Origin of the sequence: Salmonella sp. 2018103, assembly GCF_026247685.1 — a bacterium.
GTDB lineage: Bacteria > Pseudomonadota > Gammaproteobacteria > Enterobacterales > Enterobacteriaceae > Salmonella > Salmonella enterica.
The window spans coordinates 1,138,764-1,158,761 of record NZ_CP111029.1 but is presented as its reverse complement, the minus strand read 5'-3'; the positions used below and the strand labels follow the sequence as shown (position 1 = coordinate 1,158,761).

The following is a 19,998-nucleotide window of genomic DNA, read 5'->3' as shown; positions in this document are numbered from 1 at the left end:
TAAAAGGGATAAACTATGGGAAGAGTCGCGCCTGTCGCCATCGTACTGGCATTTGCTTTGTTTCATCACCAGCCCCGGGGCGCAGAAGCGCCGCCAATGATTACATCCGAAGGATTAGCAACAGACCAGATGCTTCCTTCGCTGGATGGCTCCGCCGCTGAGTTGCCGCTCAGCGCCGCCGCGCCGGGCAACCTGACGCTCAATGACGCGGTCAATCGCGCCGTTAGCTGGCATCCTTCTATTCGCGAAGCCGTCGGCAAACTGCTCGCACAGAATGAACAAATAGAGGTCGCCAAATCGAAATATTATCCGCAAGTCAGCGCTGGTGTGAACAATGGGTACAGCAATACCTACACCGATCACGGGTATAGTCCCTCGCTGGTGCTGTCGGTATCGCAAATGCTTTATGACTTCGGCAAAGTGGCAAGCCAGGTTCGCGCCGAAACCGCAGGCGCAGCGCAGCAACAGGCCAATGTGTTGCTCAGTATTGATACCGTCGCGCACGAAACCGCCAACGCCATTGTACAAACGCAGAGCTGGCAGCAAATGGTAGAAGCGGCGGAAGAACAGCTCGTCGCGCTGGACAGCATCGGTAAACTTATCCGGCAGCGCAGCGATGAAGGCGCTACGTCGCTATCTGACGTAGTGCAAACCGAAGCCAGAATCGAATCCGCCCGCTCGCAACTGGCGCAGTATCAGGCCAATCTCGACAGTGCGAAAGCCTCACTGATGAGCTGGCTGGGCTGGAATTCGCTTAACGGCATCAATAATGACTTCCCGGCGAAACTTGCTCGCAGCTGTGAGACGGCAACTCCCGACGATCGACTGGTGCCCGCGGTACTGGCCGCCTGGGCGCAGGCCAACGTTGCGCGGGCGAATCTGGACTATGCCAGCGCGCAAATGACGCCGACAATTTCGCTCGAACCTTCCGTTCAACATTATCTTAATGATAAATATCCCAGTCATGAAGTGCTGGATAAAACCCAGTATTCCACCTGGGTGAAAGTTGAGATGCCGCTTTATCAGGGCGGAGGGCTGACTGCCCGACGCAACGCCGCCAGCCATGCGGTAGACGCGGCTCAGTCGACCATTCAGCGCACCCGGCTTGATGTCCGCCAGAAACTAATGGAGGCACGCAGCCAGGCAATGAGTCTTGCCAGCGCGTTACAAATCCTTCGTCGGCAACAGCAGCTTAGCGAACGCACGCGCGAACTGTATCAGCAGCAATACCTTGACCTCGGTTCCCGCCCGCTGCTCGACGTGCTGAATGCGGAGCAGGAAGTTTACCAGGCGCGTTTTGCCGAACTGCAAACGGAAAGCCAGTTGCATCAGTTGCAACTGAACTGTCTGTATAACACCGGCGCGCTTCGTCAGGCGTTCGCGTTAAATCATCGCAGCATTCAATCCGTGGAGATCCAGCCATGACCCGCGCCGCCCCCGATGTAGAAGAGGTACTCAGTGAGCGCGCGCTAAGCCAATGGGCGCAGGCCATCAGCTATGTCGCCGGTCATTATCGCGTTGCCTGTTCTCCCGGTTCAATTCAGGCCAACGCCCCGTGGTTTAGGGGCAAAAGCAGAACGACCGCCTTAACGCAGCTCGCGCGGCAGGCGGGTTTATCCTTTCATGCGCCGGACATAGACAAAACGGCATTTAGTCAGTGGCGATTGCCGTTGGTTGTCGAGCTCCGGGACGGGCAGTTATTGGTCATCGAACATGTTAATGACGAAGATGCGGTAGACGTTTTTGTGATTGAAGAAGAGAGTCAGCGTAACCGCCTGACGCTCAGCGAGTTATTGCCGGAGATCCTCTATGTTGCCGCGCTACGCCCGCTATCGGCGCTCAAGGATAGCCGCGTCGACCGCTATATCTCCCGCTTTAAACCTGACTGGATGCGCGAGCTGGTTCTGCAGGATATTCGCCCTTATTTACCGGTAATGGTCGCCGCCTTTCTGATTAACGTGCTGTCTCTGGCCGGGATTGTGTTCTCTATGCAGGTTTACGATCGGGTGATCCCCGCTCAGTCATATCCTACCCTGTACGTGCTCTCCTTCGGCGTGCTGGTAGCGGTGCTGTTCGGTTTTCTGCTGCGTGAAGCGCGTACGCACATTATGGACGTGCTCGGTAAACGCGCCGATATGCGCATTTCCGATCGGGTATTCGGTCATGCGTTAAGGCTGCGCAACAGCGCTATCCCCCGTTCCACCGGCAGTTTTATCTCGCAGTTACGCGAACTGGAGCAGATCCGCGAGATGATTACCTCTTCAACGCTGGCGACCATTGTCGATCTGCCTTTCTTTTTCCTGTTTATGGTAGTCCTGGCGATTATTGCCCCACCGCTGGCATGGATAGCGCCCGTGGCGGCTCTGCTGATGATCCTGCCGGGCGTCGCACTGCAAAAAAAACTGGCTGTCCTCGCCAACCAGGCCGCCCACGAAGCGACGCTACGCAATGCAGTCTTGGTCGAAAGCGTTCAGGGACTGGAAGATATTAAACTGATGCAGGCGGAGAACCGCTTTCTTCAGCAGTGGAATAGCTATATCCGTATCACCGGCGAGTCGGGTCTACGCACCCGCAAACTCACGCAAGGGCTTATCAGTTGGGGGATGTCGGTACAAAGTCTGGTGTATGCCGCAGTGATTATGTTCGGCGCGCCGATGGTCATTGAAGGCAGTATGACTACCGGCGCCGTGGTCGCCGCGTCGATGCTCGGCTCGCGGATGATCGCGCCAATGGCTAACCTGTGCGGCGTGCTGGCGCGCTGGCAGCAGGTGAAAGCGGCGAAGATGGGTCTCGACAACATTATGCAACTGCCCACCGAGACACAGCATGACGATAGCCTGATACACCGCGACATCCTCCACGGGCATTACCTCTTTGAAAACGCTCAGTTTCGTTACCATAACGACGATCAACGCATACCGTTGCGCCTCGTGCGTCTGGAGATCATGCCAGGCGAGCGGATTGCAATACTGGGGCGTAACGGTGCGGGTAAATCCACACTTTTACAGGCGATGGCGGGTGGCCTGGAGATGATTCAGGGAGATGCCCGGCTTGATAATCTCAGCTTGTCGCACATCGATATGGCGGATTTACGACGCAACATCGGCTTTCTTAGCCAGAACGCGCGGCTTTTCTTCGGCACCCTACGAGAGAACCTGACGCTCGGCGCGCCGCACGCCAACGATGAACAGATTTTTGACGCGCTCGAAGTCAGCGGCGGCGCCGTCTTCGTCAGGCGGCTGGCAAAAGGGTTGGATCATCCCATTATGGAGGGTGGTAACGGCCTGTCCGGTGGGCAGCGTCAGTCCCTGTTGCTGGCGAGAATGCTGCTGCGCTCCCCCAATATTGTGCTACTTGACGAACCCAGCGCCTCGCTGGACGAGCATACGGAGCGAGAGTTTATTCAGCGGTTACATCAGTGGCTTGGCAACCGTACCCTGGTCGTCGCGACGCACCGGGTACCAATACTGGAGCTGGTTGAGCGTGTCATTGTCCTGAAAGAAGGACAACTGGTGATGGATGCGCCAAAAGCGCAGGCGCTTAACGCGGATCGGATGCAAAGTCACCGTCGGGAGTGGAAAAATGAAAATCAGTCAGCATGATGCCGCGATGGACGATTTCGATATTCAGCGTGAACGGGCGTTTTCCGGCGCGGGTCGTATTGTTCTGATCTGCTCACTGTTATTTCTCATTCTCGGCATCTGGGCGTGGTTTGGCCGACTGGATGAGGTTTCCACCGGCAACGGGAAAGTGATCCCCAGTTCACGCGAACAGGTTCTGCAGTCGCTGGATGGCGGCATTCTGGCGCAGTTGACGGTGCGGGAAGGCGACAGAGTTCAGGCTAATCAGATTGTCGCCCGGCTTGATCCGACGCGTCTGGCGTCCAATGTGGGTGAAAGTGCGGCAAAATATCGAGCTTCACTCGCCTCCAGCGCACGGTTAACTGCGGAAGTCAGCGACTTACCTCTCGCCTTCCCCGCTGAGCTGAACGGCTGGCCGGATCTGATTGCCGCAGAGACGCGTCTCTATAAAAGCCGCCGCGCGCAGCTGGCCGATACCGAAGCCGAGCTACGGGATGCGCTGGCGTCGGTTAATAAAGAGCTGACCATTACCCAGCGGCTGGAGAAAAGCGGCGCGGCCAGTCATGTTGAAGTGCTACGCCTGCAACGACAAAAAAGCGATTTAGGCTTAAAAATTACCGATCTGCGCTCACAATATTATGTGCAGGCACGCGAAGCGTTATCGAAAGCGAACGCTGAGGTCGATATGCTCTCCGCCATTTTAAAAGGACGCGAGGATTCCGTCACCCGCCTTACCGTGCGTTCGCCGGTACGTGGCATTGTTAAAAATATCCAGGTCACGACGATTGGCGGCGTGATCCCGCCTAACGGCGAGATGATGGAGATAGTGCCGGTAGACGATCGTCTGCTGATTGAAACCCGCCTTTCGCCGCGTGATATCGCCTTTATTCATCCCGGCCAACGCGCATTGGTTAAAATTACCGCTTATGATTACGCCATTTACGGCGGGCTTGACGGCGTGGTGGAGACCATTTCACCAGACACCATTCAGGATAAAGTGAAACCGGAAATTTTCTACTATCGCGTGTTTATCCGCACCCACCAGGACTATCTACAAAATAAATCAGGACGCCGTTTTTCGATTGTTCCAGGCATGATCGCCACGGTGGATATCAAAACCGGTGAAAAAACCATTGTCGACTATTTAATCAAACCGTTTAATCGCGCGAAAGAAGCGCTGCGCGAGCGGTAAATCGTTGAAGATAAGAAGATACGGGGGCTGGTCACGCGTGTCACAAGTCTGTTATACTTACCTTACACATTGGGGCTGATTCTGGATTCGACGGGATTTGCGAAACCCAAGGTGCATGCCGAGGGGCGGTTGGCCTCGTAAAAAGCCGCAAAAAAATAGTCGCAAACGACGAAAACTACGCTTTAGCAGCTTAATAACCTGCTTAGAGCCCTCTCTCCCTAGCCTCCGCTCTTAGGACGGGGATCAAGAGAGGTCAAACCCAAAAGAGATCGCGCGGATGCCCTGCCTGGGGTTGAAGCGTTAAAACGAATCAGGCTAGTCTGGTAGTGGCGTGTCCGTCCGCAGGTGCCAGGCGAATGTAAAGACTGACTAAGCATGTAGTACCGAGGATGTAGGAATTTCGGACGCGGGTTCAACTCCCGCCAGCTCCACCAAACAAAACAAGGGGTTACGTGAAAACGTAGCCCTTTTTCTTTGGTAGTGGCGGCAAAATGGCGACAGCGTGTCGGACTGGCGGCAACAAAAAACCCGCCATTAAAGCGGGTTCTGTTCAGAAACTCATGTGGCCTTGACCACCTTTTCCCGGATGTGGTGGCGCAGAAGAAATTAGATTCGGTTTTATAATGTGCCGTACAAACGTTTCATGAGTAACGAACGTACAGCCACAATTTATATTTTGGCACTGGTTGTAACGTTCTTTTGTCGTAGCTGATACCTGAAAGCTGCTTCTGGTATGTGCTGCATGACCGCACTCTGGACAGTTCATCATTGCTGTTATCCCACCACTTTTGCCGTAATCGCAATAATGATACATCATCAATCAATATTGAGAACCAATTATTCAATTTCAAGATCATCAATCTTTACTTCAAGCTCCATGCTGGTCGTAAATCCATTATCCGGGATGACAGAATGCGTCAGGGTGGTAATGGTCCATTCTGCATCATCAATCGGCTGCTTAAATCCCGTCACCTTCACCGGCATTTCCGTATAGAGATCAGCCCGCCCCTCAGCGAGCAGCAGGGAAAATGAAGCAACCCCGCGCTGCAGACGTTCCCACTGCATTTTTGCTGCGCGCTCTGCATTGCTCCGGTTGGCGTAGGTACGATTAAGAACCAACACGTTTTCATCTGTTCCCACCAGATAATCTCCCTGTTTTGCTTCCGGCTCTTTGGGTGTGGTGGTTTTCTTTCGGCGACGCTTAACACGGGTTGTCTCTTTTTTCCTGGGTTCACGCGTATGCAACCAGCTGGCAATAACACCGGTATAGGCACCACGATCAGCAAGGGTGAACCGATGACCGTCACCGGCTTTGCGCGTGATGGTAATAACCGGCAGCTGCTTGCCGCTTGCCGTTCTTCCCTGTCCCTGCCGGATAAACAGCAGGTTCCCGTCTTTAACGGAAGCAATCGCCCCATACTGTCTCGCCAGTTTCATCAGAAAACTTGCATCGCTTTCGTTGGTCTGGTCCATATGATCCAGCGCCTTATCCGTCAGGTCTTTACCCAGCGCCACTTTGAGGTTATGCCGGGCGGCGATTTCCTTTACCACCTTCCCCACCGTTGTCTGATGCCATGATTTTTCGCGCCGTGTATTGAGGGTTTCACGAAAATCTGCGCTACGCGCCCTGATGGTCAGCCGGTCAGGGGCTCCGCTGTGTTCAATTTCATCTACGGTAAAAGCCCCTTTAGGGAAAAGCGGCTGCCCTTTCCAGCCCAGCGCCAGCTGAATCACAGCCCCACGTCGCGGCAGGGCGATCAGCCCGTCGGCGTCGTCCAGCTCCAGATCAAGCTGGTCCGCTTCAAAGCCCCGGTTATCCGTCAGTGTCAGACTCATCAGGCGCGCGTCCATCACCGTCGTCACGTCTTTGCCTTCGATGGTGATACTGAAAGCCGGGCTTTTGCTGTTCAGATTCAGGAGATCAGAATTAACGTTCACTGCAGCAATCCTCCAACCGTGTTTTTAATCCCCCCAATAGCAGATGCTGCGGAGTCCTGCAGGTTGCTGAGCTGGTCACTCAGGCTCCCGAACATGTCAGAGAGCGACTCATCAACCCGTTTGAGGGTGATCGTAAACTCAATGCGCCTGGGCATTCCGCTGGCAAAAAACTCCGTCTTTGTCTGGCTCAGACTCTCAATAACAAACATGCCGTAAATGGTTCCACTACCTTCAATCAAAGGCCATGCCTTGCCCAGTTCAGCCATTTGTTCAAGCGCCAGTAATGACAGTCTGCCGCCGGTCACTTCCGGCAGCAGAACCCCGGACAGTGTCAGTGAATCGTTATCCGGGCCAAGAAACTGCGTTGACGGACGGCGGTTCACCCGGCTGTTGGCGGCGTGTCGCCAGCTGCGCTGATACTGCAGTTCCTGATAAGGGACAGTGCGCAGCATAAATACATATAAACCCAGTACCATCATCATGATTCATACCCCCCCTGATCGCTGAAATTGCTGCGTGCTTTTGCCCTGGCCCGGCGCTCCCGTTCGTCAAGCTGGCGTGCCACTTCACGGGCAATATCCTGCGCGTTCTGCCCAGGCTGAGCGACAATATGAATGGGCGCATTTATCTCATAACGAATAACCGGCGGCGGGCTATCTGCCTTAGCAAGCGGGGGCTGGTATGCCCTCGCAGGCAAACTGAACGGATGAAGCGGAGCCGCTTCTGCAGGTGTCGCAGCTACCCCCATCACGCCAGCAACGACAGAGGCCAGCGCAGCAGTACGCCGCCTGCTGGTAACATTTGCCGGTCCGTTCACAATTTCAGGGCCATTTTCTCCGACAATGCCAAACTGCCCGCGTGGAATGATCCCGCCCGTGTCGTACATCCCCGCGTAAGCCGGGAACCCGCCTGGCGGCAGCACCACTTTGCCGTCACTGTTCACTGTGGCGGACTGCTGCTGCGTAACCTGCGCAGGTAGTTTCGCCTTTGCCGCCTCCTTACTGACAATACCGAGCTTTTCCAGCAGCCATGACACACCGGATTTAAGTGACTCAAGTGGGTGCATCACCCTATTCAGACCTTCCGCCAGCGCCTCACCAAACCGACGCCCCATTGCAGCTGCGCTGTTCAGCTCTTCGGAAGTGGATTTAACCGGGGTAAGTAAATCATTGAACCAGCCCCACAAGGCCTGCACCCTGTCACCAATCCACTGAAACACGGGTCTGAGCGGCTCAAAGGCGGCGCTGATGGGCGCAGCAGCGGATCTGAACCCTTCCACCACGCCCCCCAGAAATGCACTAATGGGCTGCCAGTATTTCCAGATAACCAGCGCCACGCCTGCCAGTGCAGCCACAACCAGCCCTACAGGACTGAGCAGCGCACCCAGCAGGCTACCAACAGCAAATAATGCCACGCGCAGCAAAGCCAGCGGACCAGAGATCAACAGACGCAGCACGCTACCTGTACGTGTGGCAGCGGCGGCTGCAGAAGGTAACGCTTTAACTGACAGCATGGACAGGCCAAACCGGATAACCGCCAGCGGTCCCAGCACAGCAGCCACCGCCACTGCCAGCGCCCCCAACCCAACAGTAATGGCTGCCGTAGCTGCCGCCACTTTCATCAGCGTGCCAGCCAGCACGGGATTCTGCTCAACCCAGCGACGCAACGCCCCGGTCACGCGCTTAACCATGCCCATAATATCCATCAGCGGCTGGCGCAGCGTTTCCCCCAGGCTGCTGAAAGCGTTCTGCGCGCCCGTCTTAACCAGCAACCACTGCGCAGACAATGAATCCTTGTTAATGTCGGATTCTTTCTGCATGGAGCCATTAGCACCACTACCTGATGTGAGTTTCAGCTGGCGTTGCAGCTCCGGCAGGTTGTTAGCCAGCTTTGCCGCATCATCGCCAAACTCTTTGCCAAAAATCATTGTCATGGCTGACAGACGTTTATCCTGCGGCAGATTGTTGACCTTCTCCAGAACCCGCTGAATTGTGCCCATGGCATCGGTGGTCATCTGCTTTTCAATCTCCGCCGGATTGAGTTGCAACAGATTCATGCCTTCAAAAAATCGTTTACTTTGCATGGTGGCAATGGACAGTTCACGCACCATGGCATTAGAGGCGCTGGCGGCGATTTCCGGGGCAGCCCCAAGAGAAAGGAATGTTGAACCCAGCGCCGCGGCCTTTCGGAAGTCAAGGCGGTCAGCCACGCCTCCCATACGCTGCAGGACGTTGATAATGTCCCCACCCTTTGACATGGCGTTATCGTCCAGGTAGTTCAGCGCATCGCCCAGTTGTTCAATATTGCGCGTCGGAACTTTATAGAGCTGCGCGATTTTCCCCAGCCCTTCAGCCAGTTCATCTGCGGGCAGCTCAAAGGCCGTTGCCGCTTTTGCCGCCGTGGATGCAAAAGCCAGCAGGTCACGTTTCTGCTCTTCGTAAGGATCGTCCTGATTGGTCACCCCCATGCGAGCACCACCTTCAACCAGCGCGGCATAGTCTATAGCGCCGTTCTCCATCGGCAGCTGTTCGCTGGCGGCCTTGATGGCATCCTGCATGTCATAAAACTGTTTTGTGCGGTTGCCATTATCGTCCCGCAGCCCGTTTATCTGCTTTGCCACGCCTTTCATGGCATCTTCCATGCTGGCGTAGCTCTTAACTGCCGCCACAACAGGTGCGCCCATTGCCACCCCCGCAGCCGTAGTGGTAGCCCCTGCCCCGGCGATGCGATCCCGCACCTCAAGACGGCGTGAATACTGATCGCGGACGGCGTTCATTCGCGCCTGCTGTTCGCCCAGGCGTTTAAGGGATTTCTGCTGCCGGTCCAGGGCCTGCCGGGTTTCGTCGGCATTCTGCCGCAGTTCCCGCTGCGCACTACTGAGCTTTTTCGTGTCCAGCCCGGCTTCATTGAGCACAAGACGCTGGCGCTGCACCGACTGACGTAGACCGTTATATTTGCTCTGTAACTCCGTAACGCGGTTTTTTGCCTGCTCAAGCAGCCGTGCCTGCGCCGCCGTCGGGCGATTGGTAGCAGAGAATTGCGTGGCAAGTTTCGCAGCTTCTTCGCGTGCGGCTTTCAGACTGTTACCGGTGACTGCCAGCTGCGCGCTGGCCTTGCGGAAACCGTCAATGCGGCCCGCCTGAGCATCTAATTCTTTTAAACGGGCGCGGCTTTGCTGAATGGCTGCAGCCAGCTCTTTTGAGCTGGCCTGCGCAGATCGAAATGGGCGGGTGAGCTTGTCAACCGCATTAAGAATCACCTGCAGACGCAGGTTATTGTCACTCATCGCTGGCCCCGCTTCGCTGAATTGCCTTATACCGCCACGCCAGCACCTCAGTCAGCGGCATAACGTCAGTGATGGATGGCGACCAGTGAAAGATGGTGGCGATATCCGCCACAAGATCATCAATCGTCAGGCTGTCGGTAAACCGGCAAGCACCGACTTCTTCAACAAAAAAGTCACCACCTCTACCGACAGCGCGGTGAGATCGGCGGGGTCCAGCTCTGCCATTTCCTGCGCGGTCAGCGTCGGGGTGGAGATTCGTGGGATCACAGTCATCATTGCGCTCACGTCCATATCCATAATGGCCTGCAGACGGGTGCCACGCAGTGCGCCGGACTGCGGTTTGCGCAGCACAATTTCGGTAATTTCAGCTTTACCGCGCATGATGGGAGTATCCAGTTTTACAGTCTTTTCAGTCAGCTTGTCGCTCATGTTCGTATCCTGTTAATGAAATACTGGCGCGGCTGCCCGCGCCGTTAAGGTTAATCAGAGGCCGAGGGCGTTACGGTGTGCTTCCATCAGGTCCACGCCGCCAACGATTTCTACCATGTTGACCAGATCGACCTCATAGAGCACCTCACCATTAATGGTCAGCTTCGCGTAGCTGTTGGTACTGCTGACTTTGGTGCTGCTGCTCTCGCCGGTTTTCCACTCGCCGGAATCCACTTCTTTATGGCGCCCGCGCACAACCAGCTCAACGGCCTGCACTTCGCCGGTATCGTCACGCTGAATGGAACCGGTGAAACGCAGCTGGATGCCGTCAACGGTTGCCTTGCCCATCTGCTTGAATAACAGCAGCTCGGTACCGCCGATTGAAAATTCCGTGTCCAGTGCACCGTCATCCAGCCCCATGTCCACATCCACTGCGCCCGGCATACCGCCGCCGCGATACTTCTCAAACTTGCGGGTAAATTTCGGCAGGGTCAGAGACTCAACAATCCCCTGCCAGTTGTTCCCGTCGTTGAACAGGTTCAGGTGTTTTAACTTGCGTGGTAAAGCCATGATTCCCCCTTATGCAGCGACACGGCTGGCAAAATCGAGCAGGTAACGATCGGTGATGCGCTGGCGCAGCATCAGGTTTTCAAGCGGAGGCACCGGCGTGTAGTCATAATCGATGGTCAGTTTCCCGGCTTTAAGGGTGTCTTTATCGTTAACAGACTCATCCAGCCAGCAGTCACCACCAATCAGGTATCCCTGGTTGACCAGACTGCGCATCTTGGCGCGTAGTCCTTCAATAATGTCGCGGGCCAGCGACGGATTAAGCACGCCATCCACCGCCCACATGTGCGCCTCCGCCATAGTGTCAGCCAGCACCTGCGCCGTGCGGGTGTAGTTCTCAAAGGCAAACAGCGGATCGTCACTGAGACAACGGGAACCCCAGAAGCGGAAGCCGTCTTTGCGGATCAATGTGGTGACGTCATTTTTGTTCAGCAGTCCCGCATCGGTTGCCGGGTCCTGCAGATCCCAGAACACATCAGCGGAAATGCCGGTGACACCGTTCACACCCACATTGGACAGGGTTTTATGCCAGCCGATCTGCTCGTCGATTTTGGCACGCAGGCCGAGCGCACGGGCGGAGGCGTAAGCCGTCGCGTCTGCTTTCAGCACGGTGTCAAAGTTGATGAAGTCAGGCCAGATCAGCATTCCCTCGCGCTGACTGAAATTCTCGCGATAGGCAATAGCTTCCTCCACCGTTTTGCAGCCATTAGCAGCAAGGTAGGCAAACCCGCGCAAGCTTTGCGCCACGCCCAGCAGTTCAGTAGCAACGGCCTGAGTGTCATGTCCTGGCACCCCAAGAATGCGCGGCTTGACACCGAGCTGTGACTGCGCCGACAGTAGCGCTTTCATGCCCGTTTTCTTACCGTCGGAAGTTACGCCGCCGATAATATTGGAGGTGGTTTCCGCTTCGGTTTCGCCCTGCGCCACACGCACAACAACAGTCACGGGTTTTGCCTGATCTGCAATCGCGTCCAGCGAGCGGGCCAGCGTGCCGGACTCCCCCGCTTTACCGCTGGCGGTGAGCACATCAGTCAGCAGGACCGGCTTATTGAGGGGAAACACGGACGCATCAGCATCATCGCCGGTGCAGACCATGCCCACGATGGCAGTGCTCACCGTGGTAATAGGTCGGGTGCCCTCGTTGATTTCAACAACGCGCACCCCGTGGTGGTAATCCTGAGCCATAAGGCAGTCTCTCCGGTTGACAGGGATACCTTATGTTCTGGTTGCCAGGCGTGCGGCGCACGTATTTCACGATGTGTCAGTGCTGGTACAATATCGCCACTTTCAACGCGACTGATTTACAGGGAATTTCTTGTAAAGAGTGGAAATGCTAACATCAAAAAGTAATCCAACACGATGACGAGTTTCACCGGCGGCAAGCAACCGTCCGGCCTGCTCCCATTGCTCCGGAGTGAGCTTTGGACGCCTGCCACCGACTCGCCCTTGCGCCCTCGCAGCGGCAAGTCCGGCGCGGGTCCTTTCCACAATTAATTCCCTCTCCATTTCAGCGAGTGCGCCCATGATATGGAAAAAGAAACGCCCCATTGGTGTGGAAGTATCTATGCTATCCGTAAGACTGCGGAAATTAATGCCACGCTCCCGTAGCTCCTCTACCAGAACGACCAGATGACGCATACTGCGACCCAGGCGATCAAGCTTCCATACAACTAGTGTGTCCCCTTCTGATAACGTCCTGAACAACTTTTTTAATCCGGGCCTTTCTGATTTGGTCCCGCTTATTTTGTCTTCAAAAATCAGTTCACATCCTGCGCAATTCAGCGCGTTTCGCTGTAAATCAGTATTCTGGTCATTTGTTGACACCCGTACATAGCCAATTTGCACAACAGGCCCCCTCGCAAAAGGCTGGGATCATGCCATTTACGACCGTTTTCTGCATTTTCATAAACCTCGGTTTAGGCGAAACGATAAATCTGGCAAAAAATGCCGTCCCGGCGACACGGCAGGTTAACAGTAAACCACTGACCGGTGATATCACTTTGTGGGCGTCAGATGTGGGGGCCATTTCCGCCGGTGCTGTTGGAGAAATTACCGATAACGGCACGATGGCATCAGCTAATACACCTGGATGGTGGCGGGTGTCTGTGTCCAAACCTGACTCAGTTGCTGATTTTCCCACCTATCCGGATGGCAGCAAGCTGTACAGCTATGGATATCTGTTTGTTGAGAAAATCGGTGAAGTCTGGTTTCAGCACTATTACGCGCATATGGGCGCTAACGCAAAGCGTCAGGACTGGGGAACTGTACCGAATACCAGCCGCCCGTGGATTGTTGACTACAACACAGCTAATAAACCCACAGCAAATGACGTTCAGGCGCTGCCCATTGCCGGAGGACGTCTTAACGGTCCGCTAAGCATTGGTACTGATAATGCGCTGGGCGGCAATTCGATCGTTCTTGGTGATAATGACACTGGTTTTAAACAGAACGGCGATGGCGTGCTTGATGTTTACTCGAACTACACACATGTATTACGTTTCATCGGTAATCTTGTGGAGAGCATGGTTTCCCTGAAAGTAAACGGAAACGCTGTAGCTACAGGCGAAGTACAGGCAGGAAATGGCACGTCACGCATGGCTGGTAACGGGGATATTTTTGGTAATGTCTGGAACGGCTGGCTAAGTACACATCTGAATAATAATCTCGTCGCAGATGTTCAATTAGGGGCTGGCACATCAGTGGCTACCTGGAACAATGCAGGTTCCTGGCCTAACACCCCCGGATATGTAGTTACCTCCGTCTGGAAAGATAATCAAGGCGAAAATATTGATGGCATTGCTTATGCGCCTTTGCAAAAAAGATTAGGTATTCAGTGGTATACCGTACAAGGGGGGACGGCATAATGAAAAAATATCAGGACATTAAAAATTTCAGACTTATTGACGCCCCCGTAAACAGGGGGAAAACGCAGTCCGAAATAAATATAGGTGCATATTTTCTGGAATCAGAAGACGGGCAGGACTGGTATGAATGTCAGTCATTATTTTCTGATGATACCGCAAAAATCATGTACGACCATGAGGGGGTTATCTGGGGGGTTATTAATAAGCCAGTCCCGCAACGTGGAAACACATATGCTGTATCAATGCTGTGGCCGGTTAATATGTCTGTTGCGGAAATAGATGCTGCTGACTGTCCTGATGATTGCCGTGGTGATGGCTCATGGTTGTACAGAGATGGTAAGGTTTTACCCGTTCCGGTGGATTATCAGGCTAAGGCCGAAACCACCCGACAGAAACTACTGGATGCCGCTAACAGCGCCATTGCCGACTGGCGAACCGAACTGGCGTTGGGTGAAATCAGTGACGACGATAAGGCCAGCCTGACTAAATGGATGGCGTATATCAGGGAGCTTAAATCACTGGTTTTAAAAAGCATTTCAGACGAGGCCACCTTTAATAAAATACAGTGGCCTGTATTACCACAATAATAATTAATGACTGGCCGGTTTCTCCGGCCAGTCAGGGGCAGATGTATCCACCCGACTGACCAGAACGCTGTATTGTTCCCATGCCACCAGTCGCTGCTGCTCCTCATCGGTGACGACACCCAGCTTTACTGCCCGCGCCAGCGGCGTAATAACGGTCTCGGCCTCTTCGAGCAGTTTTACCTTTTTCGCTTCTACTTGCTGGCGCAGTTCTTCCGGTGTATAAACCCGCCTAATTATCTGCTCACGTTCGCCATCATACATCCAGCGTCCTGACACATCTGCCCGGCGATTAGCTGTGATATCCGGTAATTCAACAACGCTGCGCCCTTCAGGATTTATTTTCGACGCATCTTTATTGATTGCCACAATTATATTACTTTTGTCGTAGGCAACTTTTAGCGTGTCTGCTGCAAAATTTTTCTGTTCCTCATACCAGTTTTTACCTTTTTCATCATACAGCCAAACCACACCAAATTTTTTAGTGAGTTGATACTGATCAGGCGTTTTTGGATTACCGGCTACGATATTTTTTAGATGCATCATAATTAAACACTCGTCACGTTATACCACTGGTTGCCAATCAATTTTTGCATTGGACGTCTTCCGAGACCGTCAATAAGCTCATCACCATTGCCATTAGTTGCCGCTGTCAGTACATAACCAGGTGTATCACTGAATCCCGGGCCCATCCATGCCTGTCCAGATTCATAACTACCCAGACGGAAATCCTGTACGTATCGGCTGTCAAAATTACCGTAGTCTGTTGGCGTTAATCGTCCGGTAACATTGATGGATTTTTTACTCTCCAGTGTGTCGTTCTGAAAGCGGAATACCTGAACACCATTAGCATAAATATCCAGTAGACCATCGCCGTTTTGTTTTAAGCCGGTATCGTTATCGCCTAATACAATAGAACTACCTCCCAATATATTAGGTGTACCGATACCGAGATTACCGTTAATAACGCCACCACTAACAGGTAATGCACCGACATCACCTGCGGATGGTTTTCGTGTTGTGGTATAAAATTCAGTCCAGTCAAGTTCAAAGCCAAAATCGTCGCGTGCCGAACGGTAGGAAATACCGCCATTCTTGTAATTCACACAAAACTGCACTGCCGGACAACTGCCGATATTCATATTAAAATGCAAAATCAGCTTGGATGCACCTCCAGTAGGAACGTTGTAAACACCGCTTTTCCAGTTCCAGCCGACTGATTTGTCATTTTCCAGTGTGTAGTCTCCCGTCATCCCCAGCGCGAATGCATTCACATCAGCAGCTGACAAAGTGATATCACCGGTCAGTGGTTTACTGTTAACCTGCCGTGTCGCCGGGACGGCATTTTTTGCCAGATTTATCGTTTCGCCTAAACCGAGGTATGTGAGAAGGCCGGCGATATCTTTTCCGCTTAAATTCGTCAGTGTATTGTCCAGCGGTTGCTTTCCAGCCAGGGCGTTTATCATCGTCGTGGCAAAGTTCGGGTCATTCCCCAGAGCCGCTGCCAGCTCGTTCAGCGTATCCAGTGCTGCAGGCGCAGAATCCACTATTGCCGCGATAGACGATGCCACAAATTCCGTGTTTGCAATCTGTTTAGTGCTGTTACCCGCCGCTGGCGTCGGTACCTTTGGAATCCCTGTGAGTGTCGGGCTGTCCTTCTGCGCATACTGTGAATGCGGGTCCGGCGCAGCAAGATGCTTTGCCATCAGGTCGTCTACATATACCTTCAGCTCCAGCGCCTTATCATCCACATATTTACGGGTTGCCAGCACTACTGCAGGGTCAATTTTCAGAGTGATGTTATCGGTGCTGCTGGTAATCAGTACCATGCGCACGGTCTGCGTACGTCCGCTCCCTTCTACCAGCTTCGGCTTGTAGCTCTCCGGGCAGTTACCCACAGCGATCAGCGCACCGGTTTCATCAAACAGGCCGACTTCACGAATCCACCACCCGCCCTCATTTTCCGGGATCACCTGCTCAGCAATAATCTGGCTGCTGTTCTGCGGGTCGATATACAGCATATTCAGCGCTGCGCGGCGCTCCTCAGCAACTAATGCGGTCTGTTGCGCGTTGGGTGTGGGCAGCACACCACCACCGCTACCCACCGCCATATGGGTAATTTTTAACGGGACACCGAGCGCGGCGGCGCTTGCCAGTTTCGCCGCGCCGATCTCCGTCAGCAGGGTATAAAATTTTGCGCTCATGGGTTCACTCTCATTGTGTCAATAAAATGGACCGCCCCGCCCTCATAAGCGGTGCCGCCGGAAATAATGGTTTCGTTGATATACGGGTAGATCGTGATTTCTTCGCCGGTGTAGGTGGCTGCACCCACAAAATACGGGCCACCTGTCTGCAGGTTGATGGACATACCAACCAGATGACGGCTGCATGGTTTGGCATCGCTTATCAGGCGCTCAAGCTCCAGATAGGTGTCTTCGGTAATACCATGATCCTGTACGCCAATATCCAGACGGAACGTCCCCGGCGTTTCGCCGGTCTGCCACCACTCAATGATGCGGATCAGGAAGCCGAACGGCTCAACCACACGCCGCACGGCGCTGATTGTTCCTTTATGCTGATGGATATAGAAAGCATCCTGCACCACACGACGTTTGACGTTTTCTGTCCAGCTTTCATCCCAGCGGTCAACAGAAAACGCCCAGGCCAGATAAGGCAGGAATCTGATCGGGCAGGTTGCCGGGTTCCACAAATCACGCAGCGATACCTGCAGATCGGAAATCCCGCTGCAGGTCTGCGCCAGTCGGCGCTCAAGCGTCGACGAACCCGGCGGCAACAGACTATTCATCCGTGCCCCCGTTGGTAACGCTCCATTCAGTACAGGATGCCGCCTGCGTCTTATCCAGCACCACATCCTCCAGAGGGGACGTCAGCTCCACACGCTGGACGCCCACCACGTGCAACGCGGCATAAATGGCGCTGCGGCGGATATCACGTCCCAGCCTCGTCTGACTGGCGATGTACTTCTGCAGGCTGGCTTTTGCCGCCGCCATAACAGGCTCCGCTTCCGGCCCCGGATAAAGAAAAATGGTAGCCTCCACCCGGTACGGTATGATCTCCGCACTACGAACCGTCAGACGGTCAGCCACCGGGCGTACACTCTCACTGTTCAGGGCTTTTTCAACCACATCCAGCAGGTCTTTTACTGCTGTACCGTCACCCTCCCGGCTCAGTACGGTAAGTACCACCTCTGCAGGGGCTGGACTGGTTGCGCTGGCATCCGCCACCCGACCGTCGGCGCTTCGGGCATGAAATTCGTAAGCTGCAGTTGGCCCCGCAACTGAAAGCCCTTCAAAGGCTGCAGGCACACGCAGGCGCAACGCTTCATCACTTTCCATCACTGCCGCAACGGGCGGCACAGCATCATTATCAGCAGGCGTCACCGTCAGGCGTTTCACGTTGTAGTTGGCAGCGATTTGGTCCAGATCGCCGCCCATCGCGTAAGCCACCATCACCGCCTGCGCGGCTTCGTTAATGCGCTGGCGCAGAAGCAACTCACGGTAAGCGTTCTCCTGCAACAATTTAGTGACGGGTTCAGATTCCAGTTCCAACGTGCGGATCACGGCTTCCTGCTCATCTTTCGGATGAAGCGCCACAAATTCTGCCTTGCGTTCGGCAAGCAGCGTCTCAAAGTCAGGCACATCCACAATCTGCGGCGCAGGCAACTGCGAAAGGTCAATCACTGCCATTCACTGCTCCTGTTGATACGGAAAGGGAAACAGGCACACCGTTATTACGCCGCCCGGTCAGCTCCACCACTATTGAACCGTCAAAATTGCTGTTAATGGTGATGGAATCCAGCGTCAGCCGTGGCTCCCAGCGACTCAGCGCCACATACACTGCCGACATGACCTGCAGGCGTAATGCCGGATTTTGTGGCTGATCTATCAGTGCCGACAGCAGGGAACCATATTCCCGGCGGGCAATGCGGCTACCCTGCGGCGTCAGCAGAATGTCCCGCACTGACTGGCGCAGATGGTCAATATCAGTAATGGCTTTACCGCTGGTATTGTTCATCCCGATATAAAGCGTCATACCGGGCCTCCGGTTGTATCGCCGCCTTTCAGGACGCCAGTATGCTGATGCGCATCAACCACGATCCCGTTAGAACTCATCGCTCCGCCGCCCTGGGTAACGCCACCATTGATCACCACTTCGCTGTTAATACGCGTGCGGTCAGCCTCCACCACAAACTCACCGGTTTTCAGGGTGATATTGTCTGCCGCCTCGATCACCATGGATTTGATGCCTCTGACGAACCAGCGCCCGGTGGTAGGTTCATATTCAAACCAGCCCCCGTCCGGGTACTCCGTCACGCAGCCATCCACGGAATCCGACGGTGGCGCAAACTGATTGGAGTAGATGGCAGGTAGCGCAAAAGCGGTTTCCAGATTGCCGCCCATGCTCAGCACCACCACCTGCTCATCCGGCGACGGACACCACTATGTACGGGCACCACCTGCGCGCAGCGTCAGCCAGTTAATCCAGTTTGTTTCAAGTTCGCCCACCTTTACCCGGCACAGCCAGTTTTCCCGATTCACTTCGGTCACAGTGCCGGTGCGGATCAGATTGGTGATAAGGCGCATGATTTCTGTTAGTTGTGCATTCATTTCTAAAGAATCTCACACTAAAATGGTCTGACAATGCGATGAAGATTGTATGGATGAAGATACAAAACGGAGATTGAATGTTTACTATTGGTATTTATGGTTTTACCTTAACGAAAGTAACTCATTTTTCGTTCGGGACAATGTACCCCGTAGAAACAAGCTTATTTAAATTAAAAAAACATCGCCAAGATAAAGATAAACTGTATCTTACTGCTTTCCTTGAGCTTGACGTTCCAGATAGAAATGAAGTAACTGACCTTATATTCCATTTGGAAAAAATCCTAAGTTTTATAGAACAAAGACCCGCGCTCATTAAATATCAACTGCATGATAAAGAAAATAAAAATAACCTTTCTGACAATTACCCTAGGAATATAATTCCTAACATTAATTTATCAAGTTCAGGTGAAGTTCTCCTTGAGGATAGTTTTTCTAAAAACTCCAGACGCTACTTTATCGAACTTGCCATTAATAAAATAGTCATTGCTGAAGATCGTCCATTTACAACTATGCTTCATAAGAACGTATTAGTTTTTTCCAATCCAGTGAATTATCTTGATGTATCATACTACTTACTTTTCTCTGGTCTTGAGTCATTAGTCCGCGAGCGTGAAAATGACTTCAAATCTAATATTGCACCGATCATGTACCGTTATCTCACAAAGCATGGGTTTAATGTCAAGCAACAAAATAACAAACATCATGAGATTTCACTTGATATTTACTGCAGTTTAAGGAACGCATTATTTCATAATGGTCAATTCCAAACCATGCCAATGAAAAGAGGCTCTCAATTAATCAGTTTTGCACTCAAAGATTTTTATTCACAATTTAAAAGATTAAACTGTCTGGTCATTTTAAAAGAAGCTGGATTCAATGACACCTCAATCAATTGGGACTTTAGTGATTACAGACATCCATTTCATTAA

Annotated in this window: 19 protein-coding genes, 1 other RNA gene and 2 pseudogenes; 7 read left to right on the top strand and 15 right to left on the bottom strand. The window is 53.3% G+C overall.

Annotated features, from left to right (window positions below; all coding sequences use genetic code 11):
• Positions 1–15 precede the first annotated feature (15 nt).
• The 4 genes from OLG56_RS05640 (at position 16) to ssrA (ending at position 5,207) form a co-directional block, all read left to right on the top strand.
• Positions 16–1,425 (top strand): TolC family outer membrane protein, encoded by a 1,410-nt coding sequence (locus tag OLG56_RS05640; RefSeq protein ID WP_000533871.1) that lies wholly within the window; start codon positions 16–18, stop codon positions 1,423–1,425.
• Complete coding sequence (locus OLG56_RS05635) at positions 1,422–3,602, top strand: type I secretion system permease/ATPase (protein WP_023196890.1); 2,181 nt, start codon at positions 1,422–1,424, stop codon at positions 3,600–3,602. Before OLG56_RS05640 ends, OLG56_RS05635 begins: the two co-directional genes overlap by 4 nt.
• 7 nt (positions 3,603–3,609) lie before the next feature.
• On the top strand, positions 3,610–4,773 hold the full coding sequence (locus OLG56_RS05630) for an HlyD family type I secretion periplasmic adaptor subunit (protein ID WP_072101449.1): 1,164 nt from the start codon (positions 3,610–3,612) through the stop codon (positions 4,771–4,773).
• A 71-nt stretch (positions 4,774–4,844) separates the two neighbouring features.
• Positions 4,845–5,207, top strand: a transfer-messenger RNA (tmRNA) gene (gene ssrA, locus OLG56_RS05625).
• Positions 5,208–5,323: 116 nt separating this feature from the next.
• On the opposite strand, the gene OLG56_RS05620 is transcribed toward ssrA, so the two are convergent.
• The 9 genes from OLG56_RS05620 to fin form a co-directional block, all read right to left on the bottom strand.
• Positions 5,324–5,542 (bottom strand): ogr/Delta-like zinc finger family protein, encoded by a 219-nt coding sequence (locus OLG56_RS05620; RefSeq protein WP_000980498.1) that lies wholly within the window; start codon positions 5,540–5,542, stop codon positions 5,324–5,326.
• Positions 5,543–5,610: 68 nt separating this feature from the next.
• Positions 5,611–6,711 carry a phage late control D family protein gene (locus OLG56_RS05615; protein WP_023230726.1) on the bottom strand — a complete coding sequence of 367 codons (1,101 nt, stop codon included), beginning with the start codon at positions 6,709–6,711 and terminating at the stop codon, positions 5,611–5,613.
• A complete protein-coding gene (locus OLG56_RS05610; RefSeq protein WP_000980409.1) occupies positions 6,708–7,193 on the bottom strand; it encodes a phage tail protein in 486 nt (161 codons plus the stop codon). Before OLG56_RS05610 ends, OLG56_RS05615 begins: the two co-directional genes overlap by 4 nt.
• Positions 7,190–9,997 carry a phage tail tape measure protein gene (locus tag OLG56_RS05605; RefSeq protein WP_023230727.1) on the bottom strand — a complete coding sequence of 936 codons (2,808 nt, stop codon included), beginning with the start codon at positions 9,995–9,997 and terminating at the stop codon, positions 7,190–7,192. Before OLG56_RS05605 ends, OLG56_RS05610 begins: the two co-directional genes overlap by 4 nt.
• Positions 9,990–10,109 carry a GpE family phage tail protein gene (locus tag OLG56_RS05600; RefSeq protein ID WP_000763317.1) on the bottom strand — a complete coding sequence of 40 codons (120 nt, stop codon included), beginning with the start codon at positions 10,107–10,109 and terminating at the stop codon, positions 9,990–9,992. Before OLG56_RS05600 ends, OLG56_RS05605 begins: the two co-directional genes overlap by 8 nt.
• 14 nt (positions 10,110–10,123) lie before the next feature.
• On the bottom strand, positions 10,124–10,426 hold the full coding sequence (locus OLG56_RS05595) for a phage tail assembly protein (protein WP_023230728.1): 303 nt from the start codon (positions 10,424–10,426) through the stop codon (positions 10,124–10,126).
• 54 nt (positions 10,427–10,480) lie between these two features.
• A complete protein-coding gene (locus tag OLG56_RS05590) occupies positions 10,481–10,996 on the bottom strand; it encodes a phage major tail tube protein (protein ID WP_001207652.1) in 516 nt (171 codons plus the stop codon).
• 9 nt (positions 10,997–11,005) lie between these two features.
• Positions 11,006–12,178 (bottom strand): phage tail sheath protein, encoded by a 1,173-nt coding sequence (locus tag OLG56_RS05585; protein WP_023230729.1) that lies wholly within the window; start codon positions 12,176–12,178, stop codon positions 11,006–11,008.
• Positions 12,179–12,280: 102 nt separating this feature from the next.
• Positions 12,281–12,838 (bottom strand): serine-type DNA invertase Fin, encoded by a 558-nt coding sequence (gene fin, locus OLG56_RS05580; RefSeq protein ID WP_023230730.1) that lies wholly within the window; start codon positions 12,836–12,838, stop codon positions 12,281–12,283.
• 65 nt (positions 12,839–12,903) lie between these two features.
• On the opposite strand from fin, the pseudogene OLG56_RS05575 reads away from it, so the two are divergent.
• A pseudogene (locus tag OLG56_RS05575) lies at positions 12,904–13,857 on the top strand (phage tail protein); the annotation flags it as partial.
• Complete coding sequence (locus OLG56_RS05570; RefSeq protein ID WP_207011541.1) at positions 13,827–14,444, top strand: tail fiber assembly protein; 618 nt, start codon at positions 13,827–13,829, stop codon at positions 14,442–14,444. The pseudogene OLG56_RS05575 and the gene OLG56_RS05570, both read left to right, overlap by 31 nt.
• Positions 14,445–14,447: 3 nt before the next feature.
• On the opposite strand, the gene OLG56_RS05565 is transcribed toward OLG56_RS05570, so the two are convergent.
• The 6 genes and pseudogenes from OLG56_RS05565 to OLG56_RS05540 form a co-directional block, all read right to left on the bottom strand.
• Positions 14,448–14,987 (bottom strand): tail fiber assembly protein, encoded by a 540-nt coding sequence (locus tag OLG56_RS05565; RefSeq protein ID WP_207011540.1) that lies wholly within the window; start codon positions 14,985–14,987, stop codon positions 14,448–14,450.
• Between the two features lie 2 nt (positions 14,988–14,989).
• Positions 14,990–16,645, bottom strand: a complete 1,656-nt coding sequence (locus OLG56_RS05560) for a phage tail protein (RefSeq protein WP_023230732.1) — start codon at positions 16,643–16,645, stop codon at positions 14,990–14,992.
• Positions 16,642–17,247, bottom strand: coding sequence for a phage tail protein I (locus OLG56_RS05555; protein WP_023230733.1), 606 nt, complete (start codon positions 17,245–17,247; stop codon positions 16,642–16,644). Before OLG56_RS05555 ends, OLG56_RS05560 begins: the two co-directional genes overlap by 4 nt.
• Positions 17,240–18,148 carry a baseplate assembly protein gene (locus tag OLG56_RS05550; RefSeq protein ID WP_023230734.1) on the bottom strand — a complete coding sequence of 303 codons (909 nt, stop codon included), beginning with the start codon at positions 18,146–18,148 and terminating at the stop codon, positions 17,240–17,242. The genes OLG56_RS05555 and OLG56_RS05550 overlap by 8 nt, the downstream gene beginning before the upstream one ends.
• A complete protein-coding gene (locus OLG56_RS05545) occupies positions 18,135–18,494 on the bottom strand; it encodes a GPW/gp25 family protein (RefSeq protein ID WP_023230735.1) in 360 nt (119 codons plus the stop codon). Before OLG56_RS05545 ends, OLG56_RS05550 begins: the two co-directional genes overlap by 14 nt.
• Positions 18,491–19,069, bottom strand: a pseudogene (locus OLG56_RS05540) (phage baseplate assembly protein V). The gene OLG56_RS05545 and the pseudogene OLG56_RS05540 overlap by 4 nt, the downstream one beginning before the upstream one ends.
• Before the next feature lie 77 nt (positions 19,070–19,146).
• Here OLG56_RS05540 and OLG56_RS05535 point away from each other — a divergent pair.
• Positions 19,147–19,998, top strand: coding sequence for a hypothetical protein (locus OLG56_RS05535; protein ID WP_079962207.1), 852 nt, complete (start codon positions 19,147–19,149; stop codon positions 19,996–19,998).